The organism is Limnohabitans sp., from assembly GCF_034680285.1.
In the GTDB taxonomy this organism is placed as follows: Bacteria; Pseudomonadota; Gammaproteobacteria; order Burkholderiales; family Burkholderiaceae_C; genus Limnohabitans_A.
Genome location: NZ_JAXITC010000010.1, coordinates 112,665 through 130,681, shown reverse-complemented (window position 1 = coordinate 130,681; position 18,017 = coordinate 112,665). Strand labels below are relative to the sequence as shown.

17 protein-coding genes and 1 pseudogene are annotated in these 18,017 nt (G+C 57.9%); 13 read left to right on the top strand and 5 right to left on the bottom strand.

Annotation, left to right across the window (positions count from 1 at the left end; all coding sequences use genetic code 11):
• The first annotated feature begins 5 nt into the window (after positions 1–5).
• The 5 genes from SWE17_RS10030 to SWE17_RS10010 are packed head-to-tail and all read left to right on the top strand — an operon-like array spanning position 6 to position 4,449.
• On the top strand, positions 6–953 hold the full coding sequence (locus tag SWE17_RS10030; RefSeq protein WP_322992959.1) for an amidohydrolase family protein: 948 nt from the start codon (positions 6–8) through the stop codon (positions 951–953).
• The gene (gene ligA, locus SWE17_RS10025; RefSeq protein WP_322992958.1) at positions 953–1,411 is read left to right on the top strand and encodes a protocatechuate 4,5-dioxygenase subunit alpha; all 459 of its coding nucleotides are present in this window, start codon (positions 953–955) and stop codon (positions 1,409–1,411) included. The genes SWE17_RS10030 and ligA overlap by 1 nt, the downstream gene beginning before the upstream one ends.
• A gap of 2 nt (positions 1,412–1,413) precedes the next feature.
• A complete protein-coding gene (locus tag SWE17_RS10020) occupies positions 1,414–2,292 on the top strand; it encodes a class III extradiol dioxygenase subunit beta (protein ID WP_322992957.1) in 879 nt (292 codons plus the stop codon).
• A gap of 14 nt (positions 2,293–2,306) precedes the next feature.
• Positions 2,307–3,260 (top strand): Gfo/Idh/MocA family oxidoreductase, encoded by a 954-nt coding sequence (locus tag SWE17_RS10015; protein WP_322992956.1) that lies wholly within the window; start codon positions 2,307–2,309, stop codon positions 3,258–3,260.
• Positions 3,235–4,449, top strand: a complete 1,215-nt coding sequence (locus SWE17_RS10010; RefSeq protein WP_322992955.1) for an MFS transporter — start codon at positions 3,235–3,237, stop codon at positions 4,447–4,449. Before SWE17_RS10015 ends, SWE17_RS10010 begins: the two co-directional genes overlap by 26 nt.
• A gap of 178 nt (positions 4,450–4,627) precedes the next feature.
• On the opposite strand, the gene SWE17_RS10005 is transcribed toward SWE17_RS10010, so the two are convergent.
• From SWE17_RS10005 to SWE17_RS09990, 5 genes and pseudogenes are all read right to left on the bottom strand, one after another.
• Positions 4,628–5,437 (bottom strand): sugar phosphate isomerase/epimerase, encoded by an 810-nt coding sequence (locus tag SWE17_RS10005; RefSeq protein ID WP_322992954.1) that lies wholly within the window; start codon positions 5,435–5,437, stop codon positions 4,628–4,630.
• A gap of 5 nt (positions 5,438–5,442) precedes the next feature.
• The gene (locus SWE17_RS15365; protein WP_416235005.1) at positions 5,443–6,069 is read right to left on the bottom strand and encodes an NIPSNAP family protein; all 627 of its coding nucleotides are present in this window, start codon (positions 6,067–6,069) and stop codon (positions 5,443–5,445) included.
• 69 nt (positions 6,070–6,138) lie between these two features.
• Positions 6,139–7,851, bottom strand: a pseudogene (locus SWE17_RS10000) (FAD-dependent oxidoreductase); the annotation flags it as partial.
• A gap of 13 nt (positions 7,852–7,864) precedes the next feature.
• Positions 7,865–8,698, bottom strand: coding sequence for an IclR family transcriptional regulator (locus tag SWE17_RS09995; RefSeq protein WP_322992952.1), 834 nt, complete (start codon positions 8,696–8,698; stop codon positions 7,865–7,867).
• Entirely contained in the window at positions 8,695–9,756 is a 1,062-nt protein-coding gene (locus SWE17_RS09990; RefSeq protein WP_322992951.1) for a Gfo/Idh/MocA family oxidoreductase, read from the bottom strand. The genes SWE17_RS09995 and SWE17_RS09990 overlap by 4 nt, the downstream gene beginning before the upstream one ends.
• 108 nt (positions 9,757–9,864) lie before the next feature.
• On the opposite strand from SWE17_RS09990, the gene SWE17_RS09985 reads away from it, so the two are divergent.
• The 8 genes from SWE17_RS09985 (at position 9,865) to SWE17_RS09950 (ending at position 18,017) form a co-directional block, all read left to right on the top strand.
• The gene (locus SWE17_RS09985; protein ID WP_322992950.1) at positions 9,865–10,671 is read left to right on the top strand and encodes a shikimate dehydrogenase family protein; all 807 of its coding nucleotides are present in this window, start codon (positions 9,865–9,867) and stop codon (positions 10,669–10,671) included.
• 1 nt (position 10,672) lies between these two features.
• Positions 10,673–12,388: an FAD-dependent oxidoreductase gene (locus SWE17_RS09980; RefSeq protein WP_322992949.1), complete on the top strand. Its 1,716-nt coding sequence runs from the start codon at positions 10,673–10,675 to the stop codon at positions 12,386–12,388.
• Between the two features lie 195 nt (positions 12,389–12,583).
• Positions 12,584–13,711, top strand: coding sequence for an ABC transporter substrate-binding protein (locus SWE17_RS09975; RefSeq protein WP_322992948.1), 1,128 nt, complete (start codon positions 12,584–12,586; stop codon positions 13,709–13,711).
• Between the two features lie 33 nt (positions 13,712–13,744).
• Positions 13,745–14,584: a shikimate dehydrogenase gene (locus tag SWE17_RS09970; RefSeq protein ID WP_322992947.1), complete on the top strand. Its 840-nt coding sequence runs from the start codon at positions 13,745–13,747 to the stop codon at positions 14,582–14,584.
• 14 nt (positions 14,585–14,598) lie between these two features.
• Entirely contained in the window at positions 14,599–15,420 is an 822-nt protein-coding gene (locus tag SWE17_RS09965) for an amidohydrolase family protein (protein ID WP_322992946.1), read from the top strand.
• A 7-nt stretch (positions 15,421–15,427) separates the two neighbouring features.
• Positions 15,428–16,303: a branched-chain amino acid ABC transporter permease gene (locus SWE17_RS09960; protein ID WP_322992945.1), complete on the top strand. Its 876-nt coding sequence runs from the start codon at positions 15,428–15,430 to the stop codon at positions 16,301–16,303.
• Positions 16,300–17,274: a branched-chain amino acid ABC transporter permease gene (locus SWE17_RS09955; protein WP_322992944.1), complete on the top strand. Its 975-nt coding sequence runs from the start codon at positions 16,300–16,302 to the stop codon at positions 17,272–17,274. Before SWE17_RS09960 ends, SWE17_RS09955 begins: the two co-directional genes overlap by 4 nt.
• Positions 17,271–18,017: an ABC transporter ATP-binding protein gene (locus SWE17_RS09950; RefSeq protein ID WP_322992943.1), complete on the top strand. Its 747-nt coding sequence runs from the start codon at positions 17,271–17,273 to the stop codon at positions 18,015–18,017. The genes SWE17_RS09955 and SWE17_RS09950 overlap by 4 nt, the downstream gene beginning before the upstream one ends.

The window sequence follows — 18,017 nt, the reverse complement described above, 5'->3', positions numbered from 1 at the left end:
CCATCATGACAAAACCCACCACCGGTGGCTTCACCAAAACCGCGGGCTGGATGGACTGGTACACCGGCCCAGCCAAGCCCAACTTCAAGTTGCCTGCAGGCGCTGTGGACGCCCACTGCCATGTGTTTGGCCCAGGTGCGCAGTTTCCCTATGCGCCGGAGCGCAAGTACACGCCCTGTGATGCGTCCAAAAACCAGCTGTATGCCTTGCGCGACCATTTGGGCTTTGCGCGCAATGTGGTGGTGCAGGCCACCTGCCACGGCGCAGACAACAGCGCCATGGTCGATGCCTTGGTCAACTCCGGTGGCAAGGCGCGTGGCGTCGCCACCGTCAAACGCAGCGTGACCGACGAAGAAATTCAGGCCATGCACGACGCGGGTGTGCGCGGTGTGCGCTTCAACTTCGTCAAGCGCTTGGTCGATTTCACGCCCAAGGATGAGTTGCTGGAAATCGCCGGCCGCATCCAGAAATGGGGCTGGCATGTCGTGATTTACTTTGAAGCGGTGGACCTGCCCGAACTGTGGGATTTCTTCACCGCACTTCCCACCACCGTGGTGGTGGACCACATGGGGCGGCCCGATGTGTCTTTGCCAGTGGATGGCCCGCAGTTTGCGTTGTTTCAAAAATTCATGCGCGAGCACAAAAACGTGTGGAGCAAAGTGTCTTGCCCAGAACGTTTGTCGGTCACAGGCCCCAAGGCTTTGAGCGGCGAAAAAGACTTAGATTCGGGCGCTTACAAAGACGTGATCCCATTTGCCAAGCGCATCGTCGAGGAGTTCCCGGATCGCGTGCTCTGGGGCACCGACTGGCCTCACCCTAACTTGAAAGACCACATGCCCGACGATGGTCTGCTGGTGGACTTCATCCCGCTCATCGCCCCCACATCTGAGCTGCAACGCAAGCTTTTGGTGGACAACCCGATGCGCCTGTACTGGCCCGAGGAGAGCAACTGATGGCACTCGACAAACCCTACACCGACGTGCCCGGCACGATCATTTTTGACGCTGAGCAATCGCGCAAAGGCTACTGGATCAACCAGTTTTGCATGTCGCTGATGAAGGCTGAGAACCGGGAGCGCTTCAAGGCCGATGAACGCGCATATCTGGACGAATGGCCGATGAGCGAGGAACAAAAACAAGCCGTTTTGGCCCGAGACCTGAACTGGTGCATGCGCACCGGTGGCAACATTTACTTCCTCGCCAAAATCGGTTCGACCGACGGCAAGAGCTTCCAACAAATGGCAGGCTCCATGACCGGCATGACCGAAGAGGAATACCGCAACATGATGGTTCAAGGCGGCCGCAGCATCGAAGGCAACCGCTTCATTGGCGAGGACGGCGATGCGCAGGCGCACCGCCAGCCCCAAGGGGCAGCGGGTCAAACCCAACGTGCAGCAGGAAAGGCAGCATAAACATGGCCAAAATCACCGCCTCCGTTTTCACCTCGCATGTCCCCGCCATTGGTGCGGCCATGGACCTGGGCAAGACGAAAGAAGACTACTGGAAACCCCTGTTTGCGGGCTACGAGTTCTCCAAGCAGTGGATGAAGGACAACAAACCTGACGTGATCATTTTGGTGTTCAACGACCACGCCACGGCCTTCAGCCTCGACATGATCCCCACGTTTGCCATCGGCACGGCGCCCGAGTACCAGCCTGCTGACGAGGGATGGGGTCCGCGCCCTGTGCCGGTCGTCAAGGGTCACCCGGAGCTGGCTTCGCACATCGCCCAATCGGTCATCCAGCAGGACTTTGATCTGACCATCGTCAACAAGATGGATGTGGACCACGGCCTCACGGTGCCCTTGTCCCTGATGTGCGGTGAGCTGGACCCGGTGAAAGACGCTTGGCCTTGCCCGGTGATTCCGTTTGCCGTGAACGTGGTCCAGTACCCTGTACCCAGTGGCCAGCGTTGCTTCAACTTGGGGCAAGCCATCCGCAAAGCGGTCGAGAGCTTTGACGAAGACCTGAATGTGCACATCTGGGGCACAGGTGGCATGAGCCACCAACTGCAGGGTGCGCGTGCCGGGCTCATCAACCGCGAGTGGGATAACGCTTGGCTGGATCAACTCATCAACGACCCGGTGGCTGCGGCCAAAACACCGCACATTGATTACGTTCGCGAAGCGGGCAGCGAAGGCATTGAGCTGGTGATGTGGTTAATTGCCCGAGGTGCGATGAGCGACATCGAGGGTGGCAAAGCCACTGGCCCGGCACCTCAACTGCGTCATCGTTTCTACCATGTGCCTGCCAGCAACACGGCGGTGGGTCACGCCATTCTTGAGAACACCTGAGTATTGGAGAAAACATGAGTAAAACCATCAAAGTCGCCCTCGCGGGCGCAGGTGCCTTCGGCATCAAACACCTGGACGGCATCAAAAACATCGACGGCGTTGAAGTCGTTTCCTTGATCGGGCGTGAGTTCGCTAAAACCAAAGAAGTGGCTGACAAATACGGCATCGCCCACGTCACCACCGACCTGAACGAGTCGCTGGCTTTGAAAGAAGTCGACGCCGTCATCTTGTGCACACCCACACAAATGCACGCCAGCCAGACCCTGGCTTGCCTTCAAGCGGGTAAGCATGTGCAGGTCGAAATCCCACTGTGCGACGTGTACAAGGAGGGGCAAGAAGTTTTGCGTGTCCAAAAAGAAACGGGTCTCGTTGCCATGGTGGGTCATACCCGCCGTTTCAATCCCAGCCACCAGTGGGTGAATCACAAAATCAAGGCCGGTGAATTCCACATCCAGCAAATGGATGTGCAGACCTACTTTTTCCGGCGCACCAACATGAACGCGCTGGGCCAGGCCCGCAGTTGGACCGACCACCTGCTGTGGCATCACGCTGCGCACACCGTGGACCTGTTTGCCTACCAGTGCGGCAGCCCCATCGTCAAGGCCAATGCGGTGCAGGGCCCAATTCACCCTACGCTTGGCATCGCCATGGACATGAGCATCCAGTTGCAAGCCGCCAACGGCGCGATCTGCACTTTGTCCCTCAGCTTCAACAACGACGGTCCCTTGGGCACCTACTTTCGCTATATCGGCGATACGGGAACCTACCTGGCTCGTTACGACGACCTTTACACCGGCAAGGAAGAACAAATCGACGTGTCCAAAGTGGCGGTGTCTATGAACGGGATTGAGCTGCAAGACCGCGAATTTTTTGCCGCGATCCATGAAGGCCGAGAGCCCAATTCCAGCATTGCGCAAGTCTTGCCGTGTTACCAGGTCTTGCATGACCTGGAGCAGCAATTGGCCTGACAGCCAGCGCATGAGCCAACTCACGCCAAGTCTCGAGAGTCAGTACCTGAAGGTCTTGGGCTTGGCGGGTTTTGCCAGCATGGCAGCCATGCGCATTGGCGATCCCATGCTGGTGGTGCTCAGCGATGAGTTCCAAGTCAGTACCGGAGATGCTTCGGCTGTGGTCTCGGTGTATGCCGTGGCATATGGGTTTTCTCAGTTGCTTTATGGTCCTTTAGGTGACCGTTTTGGCAAGTTGCGAGTGGTGTCTTGGGCAGTGTTAGCCTGTGCGCTTTTCAGCGTAATCACAGCCATGTCGGGTCATTTGTCCATGCTCGTCATCATGCGCGGTTTCATGGGCATGGCGGGAGCGGGCATCATTCCATTGGCATTGGCTTGGGTGGGCGACCAAGTGCCCTACGAGAGGCGGCAGGAAACTTTGGCCAAGATCATGAGCGCTACCGTGATCGGCATGATGAGTGGTTTGTGGTTTGGCGGTTTTGCCGCCGAAAACTTGGGTTGGCGCACTGCCTTTGTGGTCCTGTCGGCCTTATTTTCGTTAGCCGCAGCCTTGTTGTGGCGTTTGCTGTCCCGGCATCCGCTCGCCGTGGCTTCAGATGCGCCGGGTTTACTGGCTTCGCTACGCACAACGGGGCAGTTGTTGGGCATGCCTCGCGTGCGCTGGGTGCTGGGCGTCACGGCCAGCGAAGGGGCATTGGTTTTCGGGTCCATGGCTTTCATGCCCACGCATTTGCACCAGCACTATGGGCTGAGTGTGGTGGCAGCAGGGTCGGTGATGATGCTCTACGGCCTAGGGGGCTTGCTTTACAGCCAAATGGCTCGGCGTTGGCTGGCTTGGCTGGGCGAGCGCGGCCTGGTGCGCACCGGTGCTGGCTTGATCGTGACAGGCTTTTTGTTGTTGGCCTGGGGCAGTGCGGCTTGGGTGGGCATGCTGGCCTGCACCCTTACAGGACTTGGCTTTTACATGATGCACAACACCTTGCAAGTGCAAGCCACGCAGATGGCGCCGGCAGCGCGGGGAACGGCTGTGACCTTGTTTGCCAGTTCGCTGTTTTTTGGACAGTCCGCAGGCGTTTTGCTCATGGCACAAAGTGTGGACATGGGTTGGTTGGCCTATGCATTTACTGCAGCGGCTGTGTGTGTCATCGTCTTGGGGACGATAGTTCACCGTTTGGTTGGGAGGCATTGACCCTTGAATTACCTCCAATCTTGAAAGCTGGTATCACGCTTTCCGGTTTTGATCACAATGACCTTTTTCCCTTTTTTCGAAATGGCAGTTTGACCGACTCTGCATCGACAGGGATTTGCTAGCGTGAAGAAGGCCGTAGCGTTCAAAACCATCAATTACTCAAAAATATTTTGAGGAATCAGTGTTCCACAAAGGGGCGGCTTTTGGCCAGGCATTCGGCGGCCCAGTCTTGGACCGAGTTGTTGGCTTCGCGGCTGAAGTTCACCACCTCCACGCTCACGGGCAGGTCGGCAGGCAAGCCTTTAAAAATCCCTTTGACATCGATGGTGCCGTCTCCAGGTAAGAGGCGGTCGCAGCGTGCAGTGTGGATCATTTGTTCGGTCGTGAAGTTCAATCCTGCTTCCGCATCGCAAATCTGTGCGTAGTGCAAGAGCCTGCGCGGTATGGCGCGGATGTCTTCGAGTGTGGTCGTGGACCGGCCCACATGCAGCGCATCGACCAAGATGCCCGCGTTGGCCGGGCTGCCTGCGCCTTGCACGATCCGCAGCGCAGATTTCGCATCTTTCACAGCCGTCCAGGGCATGAACTCCAAGTCAGCCGTCATGCCAAACGGCTTCATGATTTCGCACAGGCGGGCGTAGTTGTCGGTCAGGCGTGCTTCGTTGGTGTCGTCTCCGGCTACCAATATGGCCTTGGCCTTCAGGGCCGCACCCACGTCGTAGAGCGCATCCCATGTGTGCGGGTCGAACTGCTCACCAATGCGGATGATCTCCAGATCGAACACGCCCACACCGGTGTCGGCTTGTGCCGCCAAGGTTTCGCGCAGGGCCGCAGGCTGGCCCAGCAGGTGCTGCTGCGGCGCGCCTGCGGCGTTGGGCCACAGACGCAGACCGACAAAGCTGTAGCTTGTTTGTGCGGCCACCCGGATGGCTTCGGCCGGGGTGCAACGGTGTGAACTCAGGTAGGCGAGTGAGTAGATGCGGGTCATGGAATCTATTTCAAAGGCGACACCGCTGTGGGCATGGCGATGGTCGAGACCATGTTCGTCGTCAAGTGCGCAGGTCCACCTTTGGGCGGCCAGATGCCCTGGGCCACGGCTTCACCACGGATTTGGCTGCGGGCATTCAGGCTGTCGTAGGCCCAGATGTTGGTGAAACGCAGCGGGCCGTCCAGCGCGACCATGGCCACCACGCAAGGCGAGAGCTTGTCGCGGGCGGGCACGTATTGTTCCCACAGGTCGATGGTGGGCTGCACGCCGCCGGTTTTGATGCCGTAGGTGCGGATCTCGTAAACCGGGCCGGTGATGCCGCTCTCCGCGCTGGGGCGCACCGGCTTCATCCAGGGGAAGCCTTTGTAGCTGTGTTGCGCAAGCGACTGGTACATCTCGCCGCAACCGAATGGGCTGGCGCTTTGCTGGGTGCGTTCGCGTTCGGCCTGCAAAGCGTCCAATGTGGCAAAGCCGCGCAGTACGATCATCTGGTTGAGCACGCCGATGTCGGTGAACCAGCAGCCCAGCAGTTCGCCCTGGGCCTCAGGCGCCGTGGCAAAGGCTTGCACGTTCGTTGCGGCTTGGCCTGCGGTGCCAAAGGGCAGTGTCATGGTGGCGAGTTCGTAGTACATGGTCTGGGCTTTCGAGTTGTCGGTTGACGTGTGGGTGATCGGGTATTCGCAGGTGGAGGCTGGATCGCGGCCTGCGGCGTGGTGTGCGGCGATGAAGCCAAAGGTCATGGCCGGACCCAGCGTGATGCCGCCGGCCGGGTAGTGGCCGCCCATCATGCTGCTGAGGTCATTGCCACCGGCATACAGACCGGGGATGGCTTGGCCTTGGGCATTGATGACTTGCGCGTGGTCGTTCACGCGCAAACCGGCAAAGGTGCCCAAGCTGCCCATGACGACTTTCACGGCATAAAACGGGCCGCGTTCGATGGGACCCATGCAGGGGTTGCGCAGACCGCGCCGGGCGGCGTTGATGGCGTCGCCCTGGATGCGGTTGTAGGGCGTTTCGCCTTTGCCAAAGTCTTGGTCTTTGCCGACTTGCGCCAAGGCGTTGTAGCGCTCCACCGTGGCTTGCAGAGCCTGCGCATCGATGCCACAGGCCTTTGCCAGCTCAGCCAGGGACAGCCCGCGTTTCAGGTAACCGTTTTTCAACCAAGGGCCGAGCGACATAGGTGCCGGTTTGACCGCACCCAGGCCGTAGTAGCGCAGAAACAAGTGGTCGCAAATCAACCAAGCCTCGGGCTGGTGACCAGCAGGTATCGCCGCCAGCAGGTCTTGCATGAAGTCGTGGTACGAGTTGGCCTCGTTGGCAAAGCGTTGGCCTTGCGCCGTCACGGCGATCAGGCCGGGTTTGGCGCGTTCGATCAGATGCGGGAAATGCGCCACGCTGCCGTCGGAGCGAGGCACCAAAGACACCGGGGCCAATGCCGCCGCTTGCACCAAGTCGCCCGCCACCACGCCGCCTGCGGATTCGCCCAAGCGCAGGCCGTCGCCCGTGTTGCCCCGGTTGCCCGCTGACCAGTGCTCGTGGCCCGTGGGCGCATGCGGCAGCAGTTGCTGTTTGCGCGCTGGGTCGTGTGGAAAGCCGCCAGTAGCCAGCAGCACGCCGCAGCGGGCTTGGATGCTGACTTCGCCATTGGGTGTTTGCACCACAGCACCCGTGACGCGGCCTTCGCTTTGCAGCAAACGCACAGCGGGGCTGTTCACGCGAATTTGAACGTCCAGATCGAATGCGGATTTGGCCAGCCCTCCGATCAAGGCGTTGCCGTTGACCAGCCGTGTGCCGCGGCGGTGAACCAACAAGTCACGCCCATGGCGCAGCAGCAGTTGAGCGACGTGCCAAAAGGATGCTGGCTTGTGCAGCGCGTTCAAGAAATGCCGCAGCTCCGCACCCGAGGCGATGCCCATGCCCCACAGCGTGGTCTCGTGCAGCGGGGGCTTGAGGTCGTGCAGGCGATCGCCCAGTTGGCGGGCATCGAAAGGCGCTGCGCAAATCGAGCGGCCACCCAGCGCCGCGTCGATTGTGTGGCCGTGAAAGTCGGGAATGGCGTTGCCATCGATGAACTGCAGCGCGGTGTTGCGGCGAAAGAACTCGACCATGCGCGGGCCGTTGTTCAGGAAGGCCAGGGCGCGGGCTTCGTCGAATTTTTCGCCCAGTTCGCGGCGCAGGTAAGACAGCGGTTTTTCGATGCGCTCGACCAGGCCCGCCTCGATGGCCAGCGGGTTGCGCGGCACCCACATCCAGCCGCCCGACCAAGCCGTGGTGCCGCCGTATTGCGGGTCTTTTTCGACCACGATGACTTTCAGGCCCAGGTGCGCCGCCATGACGGCGGCCGACAGTGCGCCCGCGCCCGAGCCCACGACCAGCAGGTCGCAGTGTTCGTTGGAGGGCTTTGCAGCGTTCATCGGCTCGCGCACATCACACCGCGTAAATCGGTTTGCGGCCATCGGTGGGGGCGGCGCTGCCGGTTTCGGCCGTGAGGCTGAAAAAGGGCGATGCGCCACTGGACGCGGCCAGCTGCTGCGCGATGCTTTGCAGCTCGGGCGCCAAGGCTTGCATTTTTTCGGGGGTGAAGCGCACCGTGGGGCCCGCAATCGTCAGCACGCCAAACGCGGGCTGTCCGGCAAAACGCACGGGTGCGGACATGGCCGACAGGCCTGCGGTGTAGGTGTCGGTGGTCAGGCTGTAGCCCCGCTCGCGGGTTTGGGTCACGGCCTCCATCACGGCTTGCAAGCTGGTGGGTGCGGCGGGGCCGAACTGTTCGGGCAGGCCCAGACCTTGTTTGGCCACCAAGGCCAGGGCCGCGTCATCGCTCAGCGTCGAGAGCAAGGCCCAGCCCGAGGACGAGCACGACAAGCGCGCATCGCTGCCCATGTCGGGGTCGTATCGCAAGCCTTTGCGTGCACCTTGGGCGCGGGCCACCCAGGTCAGGCGCTCGCCATCGACCACAGAGAGGCGCACCAGCTCGCCCGAAACTTCGGCCAAGCGGTTGAGCAGGGGCTGGGCAATGTCCACGATGCCGCTGTTGCTCAGGTAGCTCAGGCCCATGGAGACCAGTTTGGTGGTCAGCAGGTAGTCGCCGTGGCCGCGTGTCTGGCGCACATAGCCCAGGCGCACCAGGTCGGTCAGCAGGCGGTGTGTGCCACTGCGCGGGATGTCGAGCTGATCGGCAATGGCAGCCAGTTCCAGACCTTCGCCGTGTTGCGAGAGCAATTCGAGGATGCTCAAAGTTCGTTCGAGAACGCCGCTCATGTGGGATTCCTTGACGCCGTGAAGGCCGGGCAGGTTTGACGTTGACCGGTGCGTGCCGCCTGCAGCAAAGCCAATGTGGCTTGCAAAGTGCGCCAGCCGTCCAGTGCCGAGCAGATGGGGGGTTCGCGCCGCTCAGCCACCGCGCGAAAGTGCCGCAATTGCTGAACGTACACATCGGTGTCGTGCACACGGCTTTGTTCGCGGACCATTTTGCGGTGCCAATGGCGCTCGCCGGGGTAGCGCCACAAGTCCAAATCGGGCAGTGACAGCGAGCCCTGCGTACCCGACAAAAAGTGCGACTGCACATTTTGTCGGGGGTACTGGCCTTGCTCGCCAGCACAAAAATCCCAGCACCAAGGTGAGACGGTGGTGTCGGACACCGTCATCACCGCTTGCGTGCCGCTGGCAAATTCCAAAAGGGCTGCGCCGGTGTCTTCGACTTCAAAACCGCGCACCGCGCTGGACAGGCTGCCTTGCACCGCACGCACTTCGCCCAGCAGGTAGACCAGCATGTCGATGTCGTGGATCAAGTTGATCAGCACCGGCCCGCCACCGGCTTGGCGGCGCCAAGGCACATCGAAGTAGGCCTCGGGCTTGTAGAAGTTGGCCATCACGTTGGCGCTGAGCACCTGGCCCAGGCGACCGTCGGCCATGATTTGTCGGGCCCTTTGCAAGATCGGGTTGTGGCGGCGGTGGTGCCCCACCAGCACCGGCACACCGGTGTCCTTTTCCAGCTGGATCAGGCGCTCGGCGGCGGCCAGCGTGTCAGCCACCGGTTTTTCAATCAGCACCGCGATGCCGCGCGCCATGCAGTCGGCGGCCACATCCACATGGGTGGCGTTGGGTGTGGCGATCACCACGCCTTGGGGCCGTGTGGCTTCCAGCAGGGCAGGGTGGTTGTCAAAGGTGGGGATGTTGCGCTCAGCACACCACTGGCGAGCCGCCTCGCCAGGTTCGGCCACCCCCACCAGAGCGAATTCGGGTGTTTTCAGGATGCGCTCGATGTGCGTCCGGCCAATCACGCCAACGCCAATCACGGCCAGAGGGAACTTGTGCATGGGTGTTTTGGGGTGTGCAATGGGGTGCGTCAATGGCCTGAGTATATGGATTTTTGGAAATAAATTCAAAAATAGAATTTAATTCCATTTTTATGTATCATCGTGGCCATGAACCCGAAACAGCCCTTGATCCTTGACGGCGCTTCGCGCATCCATTTCATCGTGGGCGACCCGATTGCCCAGGTCAAATCGCCCTCGGGCGTGAGCCAGGCTTTTCAGGATGCAGGGCTGAATGCGGTGTGCATCCCGGCCCATGTGGCCCCGGCCGATCTGGCGGTCTGGACGGCAGGTGTGTCGCTGTGCAAAAACGTGGACGGCATCATCGTCACCGTGCCACACAAATTCGCTTACTTTGAGCTGTGCGCCACGACCTCGGACCGGGGCGCGTTTTTGAAATCCATCAACACCTTGCGCCGCAATCCCGATGGCAGCTGGCATGGCGACATGTTCGACGGCCTGGGTTATGTGAAGGCCTTGGCAATCAAAGGCTGCAAGTTGCAAGATCAAAAGGCTTTGCTGGTGGGCGCTGGTGGTGCCGGTTCGGCCATTGCGTATTCGCTGGTGACCAGCGGTGTGCGCGAACTGGCTATCCACGACGAAGACACGGCTCGGCGCGACGCGCTGTTACAGCGCTTGGCTTCTATGGGCGAATGCCACGTGGTAGCGGGCAGCAGGGACCCGACGGGCTTTGACATCGCCATCAACGCCACACCGGTCGGTATGAAAGCGGGCGATCCACACCCGATTGAATCCACAAAATTTACACCCGCTATGTTCGTGGGCTGTGTCATCACCGCTCCTGCCGTGCCTCCCATGATCGAGTCGGCCAGGGCGGTCGGATGCAATACCCTCACGGGCGCTGACATGTTCGCACAGGTGAAAGACTTGATGGTTGAATTTTTGATGGGGGTATGAGATGCGCGTCCTGAGGAACGGTCTGGATGGTGTTCAGGACGGCACCGAATTTGACTTGGTGGTCATTGGTGCGGGCGGTGCGGGCTTGTCGGCAGCGGTGTTTGCCGCCATCGACGGCGCCAAGGTGCTGGTCGTCGAGCGCACCGAGTTCGTGGGCGGCACCACCGCCTGGTCGGCGGGCACCACCTGGGTACCGGGCACCCACCATGCTGCAGCCGTCAACCCCGGCGACAACCTGGCCGCCGTGACGACTTACCTGAACCACGCGGTGGGCGCGCAAGCGCCTGCTGCTTTGCGCGAAGCCTTTTTGAAGCATGGTGGCGACGCTGTGGCCAAAATCGAAGCTTACTCGTCCATGAAATACCGGCCCTACCCCAAGCACCCTGACTACATCAGCGATTTGCCCGGCTCGACCTTGAATGGCCGCGCCTTAGAGCCCCTGCCTTTTGATGGTCGCTTTCTGGGCGATCTGTTTTCCTTGCTGCGCCCACCTATCCCCGAGTTCACCGTGCTCGGCGGCATGATGGTGGACCGTACCGACATCAACCACTTGCTGTCCATGACCCAGTCTTGGGCGTCGCTCAAGCACGCGCTCAGCATCTTGGTGCGTCACCTGCGAGATCGCTTGACCCATGCCCGTGGCACCCGCTTGGTCATGGGCAACGCGCTGGTGGGCCGTTTGCTGCATTCTTTGTCGCAGCACGCCCACGCCACGCTGGCGCTGAAAACCTCGGTCGATGCGCTGGAGCGTGACGCGAGTGGCCGTGTGGTGGCTGTGCGCTTGAGCAGCGCCACCGGCAAGGCCCGTGTGGTGGCCAAGCATGGCGTGGTATTGGCCAGTGGCGGCTTCAACCGCGACCCGGTTTTGCGTTCGCAAAAGTTGCCCGGTATTCCTGCCGAGTGGAGCCCTGCTGCACCCGGCCACACCGGAGAGGCGCTCACTTTGGCGCGAGGCTTGGGTGCCGTCGAGGGGCAGGGCGCACAAAGCCCTGCCCTCTGGGCGCCCGTGTCTTTGCGTCAACGCCCCGATGGCAGCACGGCGGTTTTCCCGCATTTCGTGATGGACCGCGCCAAGCCCGGCATGATCACCGTCAACCAGGCGGGCGAGCGCTTTGTCAACGAGAGCACCTCTTACCACCTGTTTGCGCTGGGCATGCAGGCGGCCCAGCAAGCCGTTCCCGCTTACATGGTGGCCGATGCCAAAGCCTTGCGCCAATACGGCATGGGTATGGTGCGCCCCGGCGGTAAGGGGCTGGCGCCGTTCTTGGCCGATGGCTACTTGACCGAAGCCGCCAGCCTGCAAGAGCTGGCCGACAAGCTGGGCATCTCGGCGCAGGGGCTGGCCCAATCGGTGGCCGACAACAACACCTTTGCCCAAACCGGTGTGGACACCCAGTTCCAACGCGGTGAGACGGCCTATCAGCACAACATTGGCGACGCCGCAGCCGGTGGCCGCAACCCCAATTTGGGGGCGATCAGCGAAGGGCCTTATTACGCTGTCAAGCTCTACCCCGGCGACATTGGCGCAGCGCAAGGCTTGCAGACCAACGAACACGCACAGATTCTCAATGCGCAAGGGCAAGTTATCGAGAGTTTGTACGCCGTGGGCAACGACATGAATTCCATCATGGGCGGGGTGTACCCCGCCCCAGGCATCACGATTGGACCTGGTTTGGTGTTTGCCTATCTGGCTGTGCTGCATGCTTTATCTCAATGACCTTCCTCGGGTTTAACCCCTAAATCGTTCGATCATTGATCTATTTTGAACGATTATCGAACGAATTCAATCATTGAATTGACAAGATTACTCAAATTCAACCTACATTCGTTTCACCTTGCCTTGCATGGAAAAAGTTTTTCAACCCCCATGGCCTTGCCGATTGGCCTGATTCCACCCCCCGAGGAGACCTCTGTGAAAGCAACCCTGAAAACCTTGGCCATTTGCGCCGCATTGTCTGCATCAGGTTTGGCGCAAGCCCAAGACATCAAAATCGCCAACATCGTTGAGATGTCTGGCCCTGGTACCACCTCTGGCGTGATGTTCAAACAAGGCGTTGAAATGGCCATCAAGGAAATCAACGCGGCGGGTGGAATTTCAGGTCGGAAAATTAGCTTTACTTCTGAAGACACGCAAACCAACCCCGGTGTGGCCAAAGGCTTGACACAGAAGGCGGTTGACAATGACGTGTTTGCCATCATGGGTCCTGTTTACTCCGGCTCCATCATGGTTTCCATGACAGAGAGCAAGCGAGGTGAGATTCCTAACTTCACGGGTGGTGAAGCCGCTGCAATTACACAGCAAGGTAACCCTTGGGTGTTCCGCACAGCTTTTGGTCAAAGCATTTCCTTCCCTAAATTGGCTCGCTACATCCAAGGGAAATCTAAAAAGTTGGCCGTCTTGTACGTGAACAACGACTTCGGCAAAGGAGGTCAATCCACCATCAAAGGTTTGCTGGCAACAGGGCCAACTCAAATTGTGGCTGAAATTTCGACTGAATCCGGCCAAGTGGACTTCTCTGCTGCCGTGATTCAAGCCAAGCAATCTGGCGCTGACGCATTGTTTGCATACACCAACGAAGAGGAATCAGCACGTCTGTTGCGTGAATTGCGCAAGCAAGGCTGGAACAAGCCCGTCATTGGAGAAACCGTGTTGACCAGCGCCAAAGTGGTTGAGTTGGCAGGTGAAGCCGCTAATGGTGCAGTCGCCCACGTGGGTTTGACGGTTGAAGCTCCACAGCTCCAAGCTTGGGGCAAGAAGTACCAAGCCATGTACAACTCGGTTTCTGATCACAATGGTGTGAAAGGCTACACAGCGGTTTATATATTGAAAGCCGCCATTGAAAAATCTGGCAAGGTAGACCGTAAGGCTGCCGCTGCTGCCATTCGTAACAGCTGCTTTTCTGCCAAACAGCACCCTGGTATTTTGATGGACGTTTGTTTCGACGACAAGGGCGACATTGACCGCGAAAGCTTCATCACTGAAATTCGCAATGGCAAAACAGTTGTTGCAGAAACACTGCCCCCTTTGAACAAGAAGTAATCTTGCTGCGTTAACTTTGTATGGGTTCTTGAAATGTCTGACAAGCGATTTGTTTTAGCGGGAGTCATGGGTTGGCCTGTGGCTCACACCCGGTCTCCCGCCATTCACAACCACTGGATTGCCAAACACGAGCTCAAAGGCGCTTATGTTCAATTGCCGGTGCAGCCCGAGAAATTGGAAGCCGCTATCCGTGGTTTGTCCGCTTTGGGTTTCGCAGGTTGTAACGTCACAGTGCCACACAAAGTTAACGCCATGAAACTCATGGACGAGTTGACGCCTGCAGCGCGTCATATTGCTGCCATCAATACCATTGTGGTTCGTCCCGATGGCAGTTTGCTTGGCGTCAATAACGATGGTAATGGCTATATCCAAAGCCTTCGAGACGCCAACCCTGCATGGCGAGGTGATGCCGGCGCCGCTTTGGTCTTAGGGGCTGGCGGCGCTGCACGAGCCATCGTCGTGGGCTTGCTTGAACAAGGTGTGCCCGAAGTACGCATTGCCAATAGAACCCAAGAACGTGCACAAGCGTTGGCCGAAGCATTTGGTCCACGCGTGAAAGTTGTTTCATGGGCAGAGCGCAATGAAGCTATGGCGGATGTCAAGTTGTTGGTCAACACCACAACTCAGGGGATGCATGGCCAACCTTCACTCGATGTGCGTTTGGATGCATTGCCTACCCATGCCATGGTGTCTGATGCCATCTACATTCCACTTGAAACACCCCTGCTCGAGCAAGCTCGTTTACGCGGCCATGTCACAGTCAATGGACTCGGCATGTTGCTCAATCAAGCAGTACCTGCTTTTGAAGCTTGGTTTGGTGTACGGCCCGAAGTCACAGCCGAATTGCGGGCAGTCGTCCAAGCGACTTTCTAATCTCTTGTTGACCGATGAACATCTTCGATCGGCCTAAGATCGATGGACATTGTCATGTCCTTGATCCAACACGTTTTCCATATCCTGCTGAGGTTCCATATCACCCTCATGGCCAAGAAATAGGCACGGCCGACTATTACAAACATGTCATGGACGCATACGGTACTCGGCATGCTTTATTGGTTGGACCTAACTCTGGCTATGGCTTAGACAACCGGTGTTTGATCGATGCTATTGCGCAAGGCGGCAATCGGTTTAAAGGGATTGCGGTGGTTCATGCCAATATCAGCAGGCAAGCACTGAAAGACTTACAAGTGCAAGGTATTGTGGGCGTTGCATTCAATACCTCATTGCATGGCTTGGACTATTACTCCGACATTGATCCATTGCTTGGACTATTGCGGGACCTTGATATGTGGGCGCAGTTTCAAGTGTCTGCAAATCAACTTGAGGCCTTATGGCCACGCATTCAACGCAAAGGTGTCAAAACCATGATTGACCATTGCGGCAGACCGCATTTGGCCGACGGCCCCAATGCGTCTGGGCTGCAAGCACTTTGGGAATTGGCCGACAGCGGCTTGGGCGTGATCAAAATTTCTGGCTTTGCTAAGTTTTCTCAAACAGGTTTTCCATTTGATGACACGCATGCGCACGTCATGAAAACTTGGAACGCCTTTGGGCCTGATCGTTGTATGTGGGCTTCTGACTGGCCACACCTTAGAGGCACTTATCGCCTCGATTACGGAACCCTACTCAAACTGATGGAGCGTTGGTTCACGCCGGCTCAGCTTCAAGCCATGATGTGGGATACACCTGCCAAAATTTTAGGATGGTGAAAAGACGATGACCGATTTTCTTCAACTCTTTTTTAGCGGCCTTGCAACAGGCAGCATTTATGCGCTGGCGGCGCTCGGTTTTACATTGCTTTGGCAAGCCTCGGGCACCATCAACTTTGCGCAAGGCGAATTTGTCATGTTGCCGGCTTTCATCATGGTCATCATGCTGCACAACGGCATGGCTTTGTCTGCCAGTTTTGCGATCAGTGTGGTCGTATCTGTTTTGGTGCTGGGTTGGCTGTTCAAGCGTGGCTTGGTTGACCCCCTTTTCAAGTACGGCATGATGCCCATCGTGGTGGCTACCATTGGTTTGTCCATTGCCATGCGCAATGGTGTACGCGCGGGCTACAGCTCAGAGCCACAACCCTTTCCCATGATTTTCCCTGACCAAGTCTATAACTTGGCAGGTATCAATATTTCAGCGTCCGACATTGGTACCTTCATCATGGCGCTGGGTTTGGTGTTGATGACACAAGCCTTTTTGGCCAAAACCGTTACAGGCCGTGCCATGCAGGCTGTTGCGCAGAACACAGAAAGTGCGTCGGTACTTGGCATCAATGTGCCACGGATGATTTTTTACACCTTTGCGATCAATGCCATTTTGGCAGCTGCAGCGGCACTATTGGTCACGCCCATTTATTTGGCGAAGTTCGATATGGGCGAATCATTGGGTACCAAGGCTTTCTTTGCCGCCATCATTGGTGGCTTCAACAATACGCGCGGTGCCTTGTTGGGTGGTTTGATTGTGGGTGTTTCCGAAAACTTGGCAGCGGCTTACATTTCGTCGGCCTATAAAGATGCCGTGGCTTTGATTATTTTCATGGTGGTGATTTTGTTCAAGCCTCAAGGCCTCTTGGGTCGCAAAGAGGAGCGCAAAGTATGAAAAAGCTCAATCTGTTGATGGGTTTGGCCTTTTTGGTTGCCCTGGCCATTGTGCCGGCCTATTTGAAAAACTACGGCATTCACATTTTCACAACATGGCTGGTATTCATCATTGCCACCATGGGTTTGAATTTGACAGTGGGTTATGCCGGACAAAAATCTTTGGGCCACGCGGCTTTCTTTGGTATTGGCGCTTACACCGTGGCCATCTGCTTGAAGGCAGGCATCAGCTTTTGGTTGGCGCTGCCAGCTGGTGGCTTGTTGTGTTTCATGACTGGCTTGATCGTGGGCTTCCCCGCGCTGCGTGTACAAACCATTTACTTGGCATTTGCGACCTTGGGATTCAATACCGCAGCATGGTTGGTCATGCGCAATGAAGAATGGCTCACAGGTGGCACCTTTGGCATCAACAACATTGCCCGACCCAGCTTAGGAGGAGTCAGTTTTGATGGCAATCTCGCTTACTACCGCATGGTTTTGTTTTTCACGGTGGTGCTGGCTCTGATTTTGTGGGCACTGTTGAGATCACCCTGGGGCAAGGCATTTACGGCCCTTCGTGACAATCCTATACGGGCAGAGAGTTTGGGCATTGACACACGAGGCTACACACTGCTGAGCTTTGCCATTGGCGCTACCTTTGCTGGCTTGGCTGGCGGGCTCTATGCGTCGCAGGTGGGCTTTATTGATCCCGCACTCTTCACAGTCGGCGCCTCCATCATGATGTACCTGATGGTGGTGGTGGGTGGTCCTGGTTATTTTCTTGGTCCCATCCTTGGTTCTGCGGTGGGTGTGGTGTTGCCCGAATGGCTGCGTTTTGCCCAAGCCTGGTATTTGTTTGTGTTTGGCACGGCTGTCGTTGTGCTAATGATCTGGCTGCCCGATGGCTTGCTCAGCATTCCTGACCGCATCAAGGCGCGTCGCCAATCACGCGCTGCTTCGGCCGCCCGTGCTGCCCAAGGAGTCAAAGCATGATTCAGCCTGTTCTTAGAGTCTCCAATATGAAAAAGGCCTATGGCGCTATCCAGGCCGTGGGAGGGGTGTCGTTTGACGTGCTTCCCGGAGAAATTTTTGGCGTGATCGGCCCGAACGGCTCCGGAAAGACCACCTTGTTCAACAGCATGCTGGGTCAGATCACGCCCGATGAGGGCAAGATTGAACTCAAAGGACAAGATGTCACCACACTCGGTCCATTGGCATTGAGCCGTCTTGGCGTTGGTCGCACCTTTCAGACGCTGCAGGTGTTTGGCAAGATGACCGTGCGCGATAACCTGATCGTGGCGGCGCAAGAGCATCAAGGCAGCATGTTCAGTCGCATGTTTGCACCCAGTGACTCTGGGCTAGGTGACAAGGCTGACGCGCTGATTGACCAGTTTCATATCCGCCATGTGGCCGACAAAAAGGCTGGCGAGCTGAGTTATGGCCAGCAAAAATTGGTGGACATTGCGATGGCCTTCATGAGTGAGCCTGATTTGGTTTTGCTCGACGAGCCATGTGCAGGGGTGAACCCTTCCTTGGTGGGCGGTATCAGTACTTTGCTCAAGGAGTTGAACCGCACACGCAAAGGTAGTTTCGTGGTGATTGAGCACAACATGGACTTCGTGATGGACTTGTGTCACCGCATCATGGTGATGGTGGAGGGCCAGGTGTTGGCCATCGGAACACCCGATGAAATCCGTGCCAACAAGCAGGTGCTCGACGCCTATTTGGGGAACTGA

Coding starts and splice junctions, on each gene's coding strand:
- SWE17_RS09965 (WP_322992946.1), top strand. CDS start 14,599: ATGAACATCTTCGATCGGCCTAAGATCGATGGACATTGTCATGTCCTT.
- SWE17_RS09980 (WP_322992949.1), top strand. CDS start 10,673: ATGCGCGTCCTGAGGAACGGTCTGGATGGTGTTCAGGACGGCACCGAA.
- ligA (WP_322992958.1), top strand. CDS start 953: ATGGCACTCGACAAACCCTACACCGACGTGCCCGGCACGATCATTTTT.
- SWE17_RS09985 (WP_322992950.1), top strand. CDS start 9,865: ATGAACCCGAAACAGCCCTTGATCCTTGACGGCGCTTCGCGCATCCAT.
- SWE17_RS09955 (WP_322992944.1), top strand. CDS start 16,300: ATGAAAAAGCTCAATCTGTTGATGGGTTTGGCCTTTTTGGTTGCCCTG.
- SWE17_RS09960 (WP_322992945.1), top strand. CDS start 15,428: ATGACCGATTTTCTTCAACTCTTTTTTAGCGGCCTTGCAACAGGCAGC.
- SWE17_RS15365 (WP_416235005.1), bottom strand. CDS start 6,069: ATGTACTACGAACTCGCCACCATGACACTGCCCTTTGGCACCGCAGGC.
- SWE17_RS10015 (WP_322992956.1), top strand. CDS start 2,307: ATGAGTAAAACCATCAAAGTCGCCCTCGCGGGCGCAGGTGCCTTCGGC.
- SWE17_RS09970 (WP_322992947.1), top strand. CDS start 13,745: ATGTCTGACAAGCGATTTGTTTTAGCGGGAGTCATGGGTTGGCCTGTG.
- SWE17_RS09950 (WP_322992943.1), top strand. CDS start 17,271: ATGATTCAGCCTGTTCTTAGAGTCTCCAATATGAAAAAGGCCTATGGC.
- SWE17_RS10010 (WP_322992955.1), top strand. CDS start 3,235: ATGACCTGGAGCAGCAATTGGCCTGACAGCCAGCGCATGAGCCAACTC.
- SWE17_RS10020 (WP_322992957.1), top strand. CDS start 1,414: ATGGCCAAAATCACCGCCTCCGTTTTCACCTCGCATGTCCCCGCCATT.
- SWE17_RS10005 (WP_322992954.1), bottom strand. CDS start 5,437: ATGACCCGCATCTACTCACTCGCCTACCTGAGTTCACACCGTTGCACC.
- SWE17_RS10030 (WP_322992959.1), top strand. CDS start 6: ATGACAAAACCCACCACCGGTGGCTTCACCAAAACCGCGGGCTGGATG.
- SWE17_RS09990 (WP_322992951.1), bottom strand. CDS start 9,756: ATGCACAAGTTCCCTCTGGCCGTGATTGGCGTTGGCGTGATTGGCCGG.
- SWE17_RS09995 (WP_322992952.1), bottom strand. CDS start 8,698: ATGAGCGGCGTTCTCGAACGAACTTTGAGCATCCTCGAATTGCTCTCG.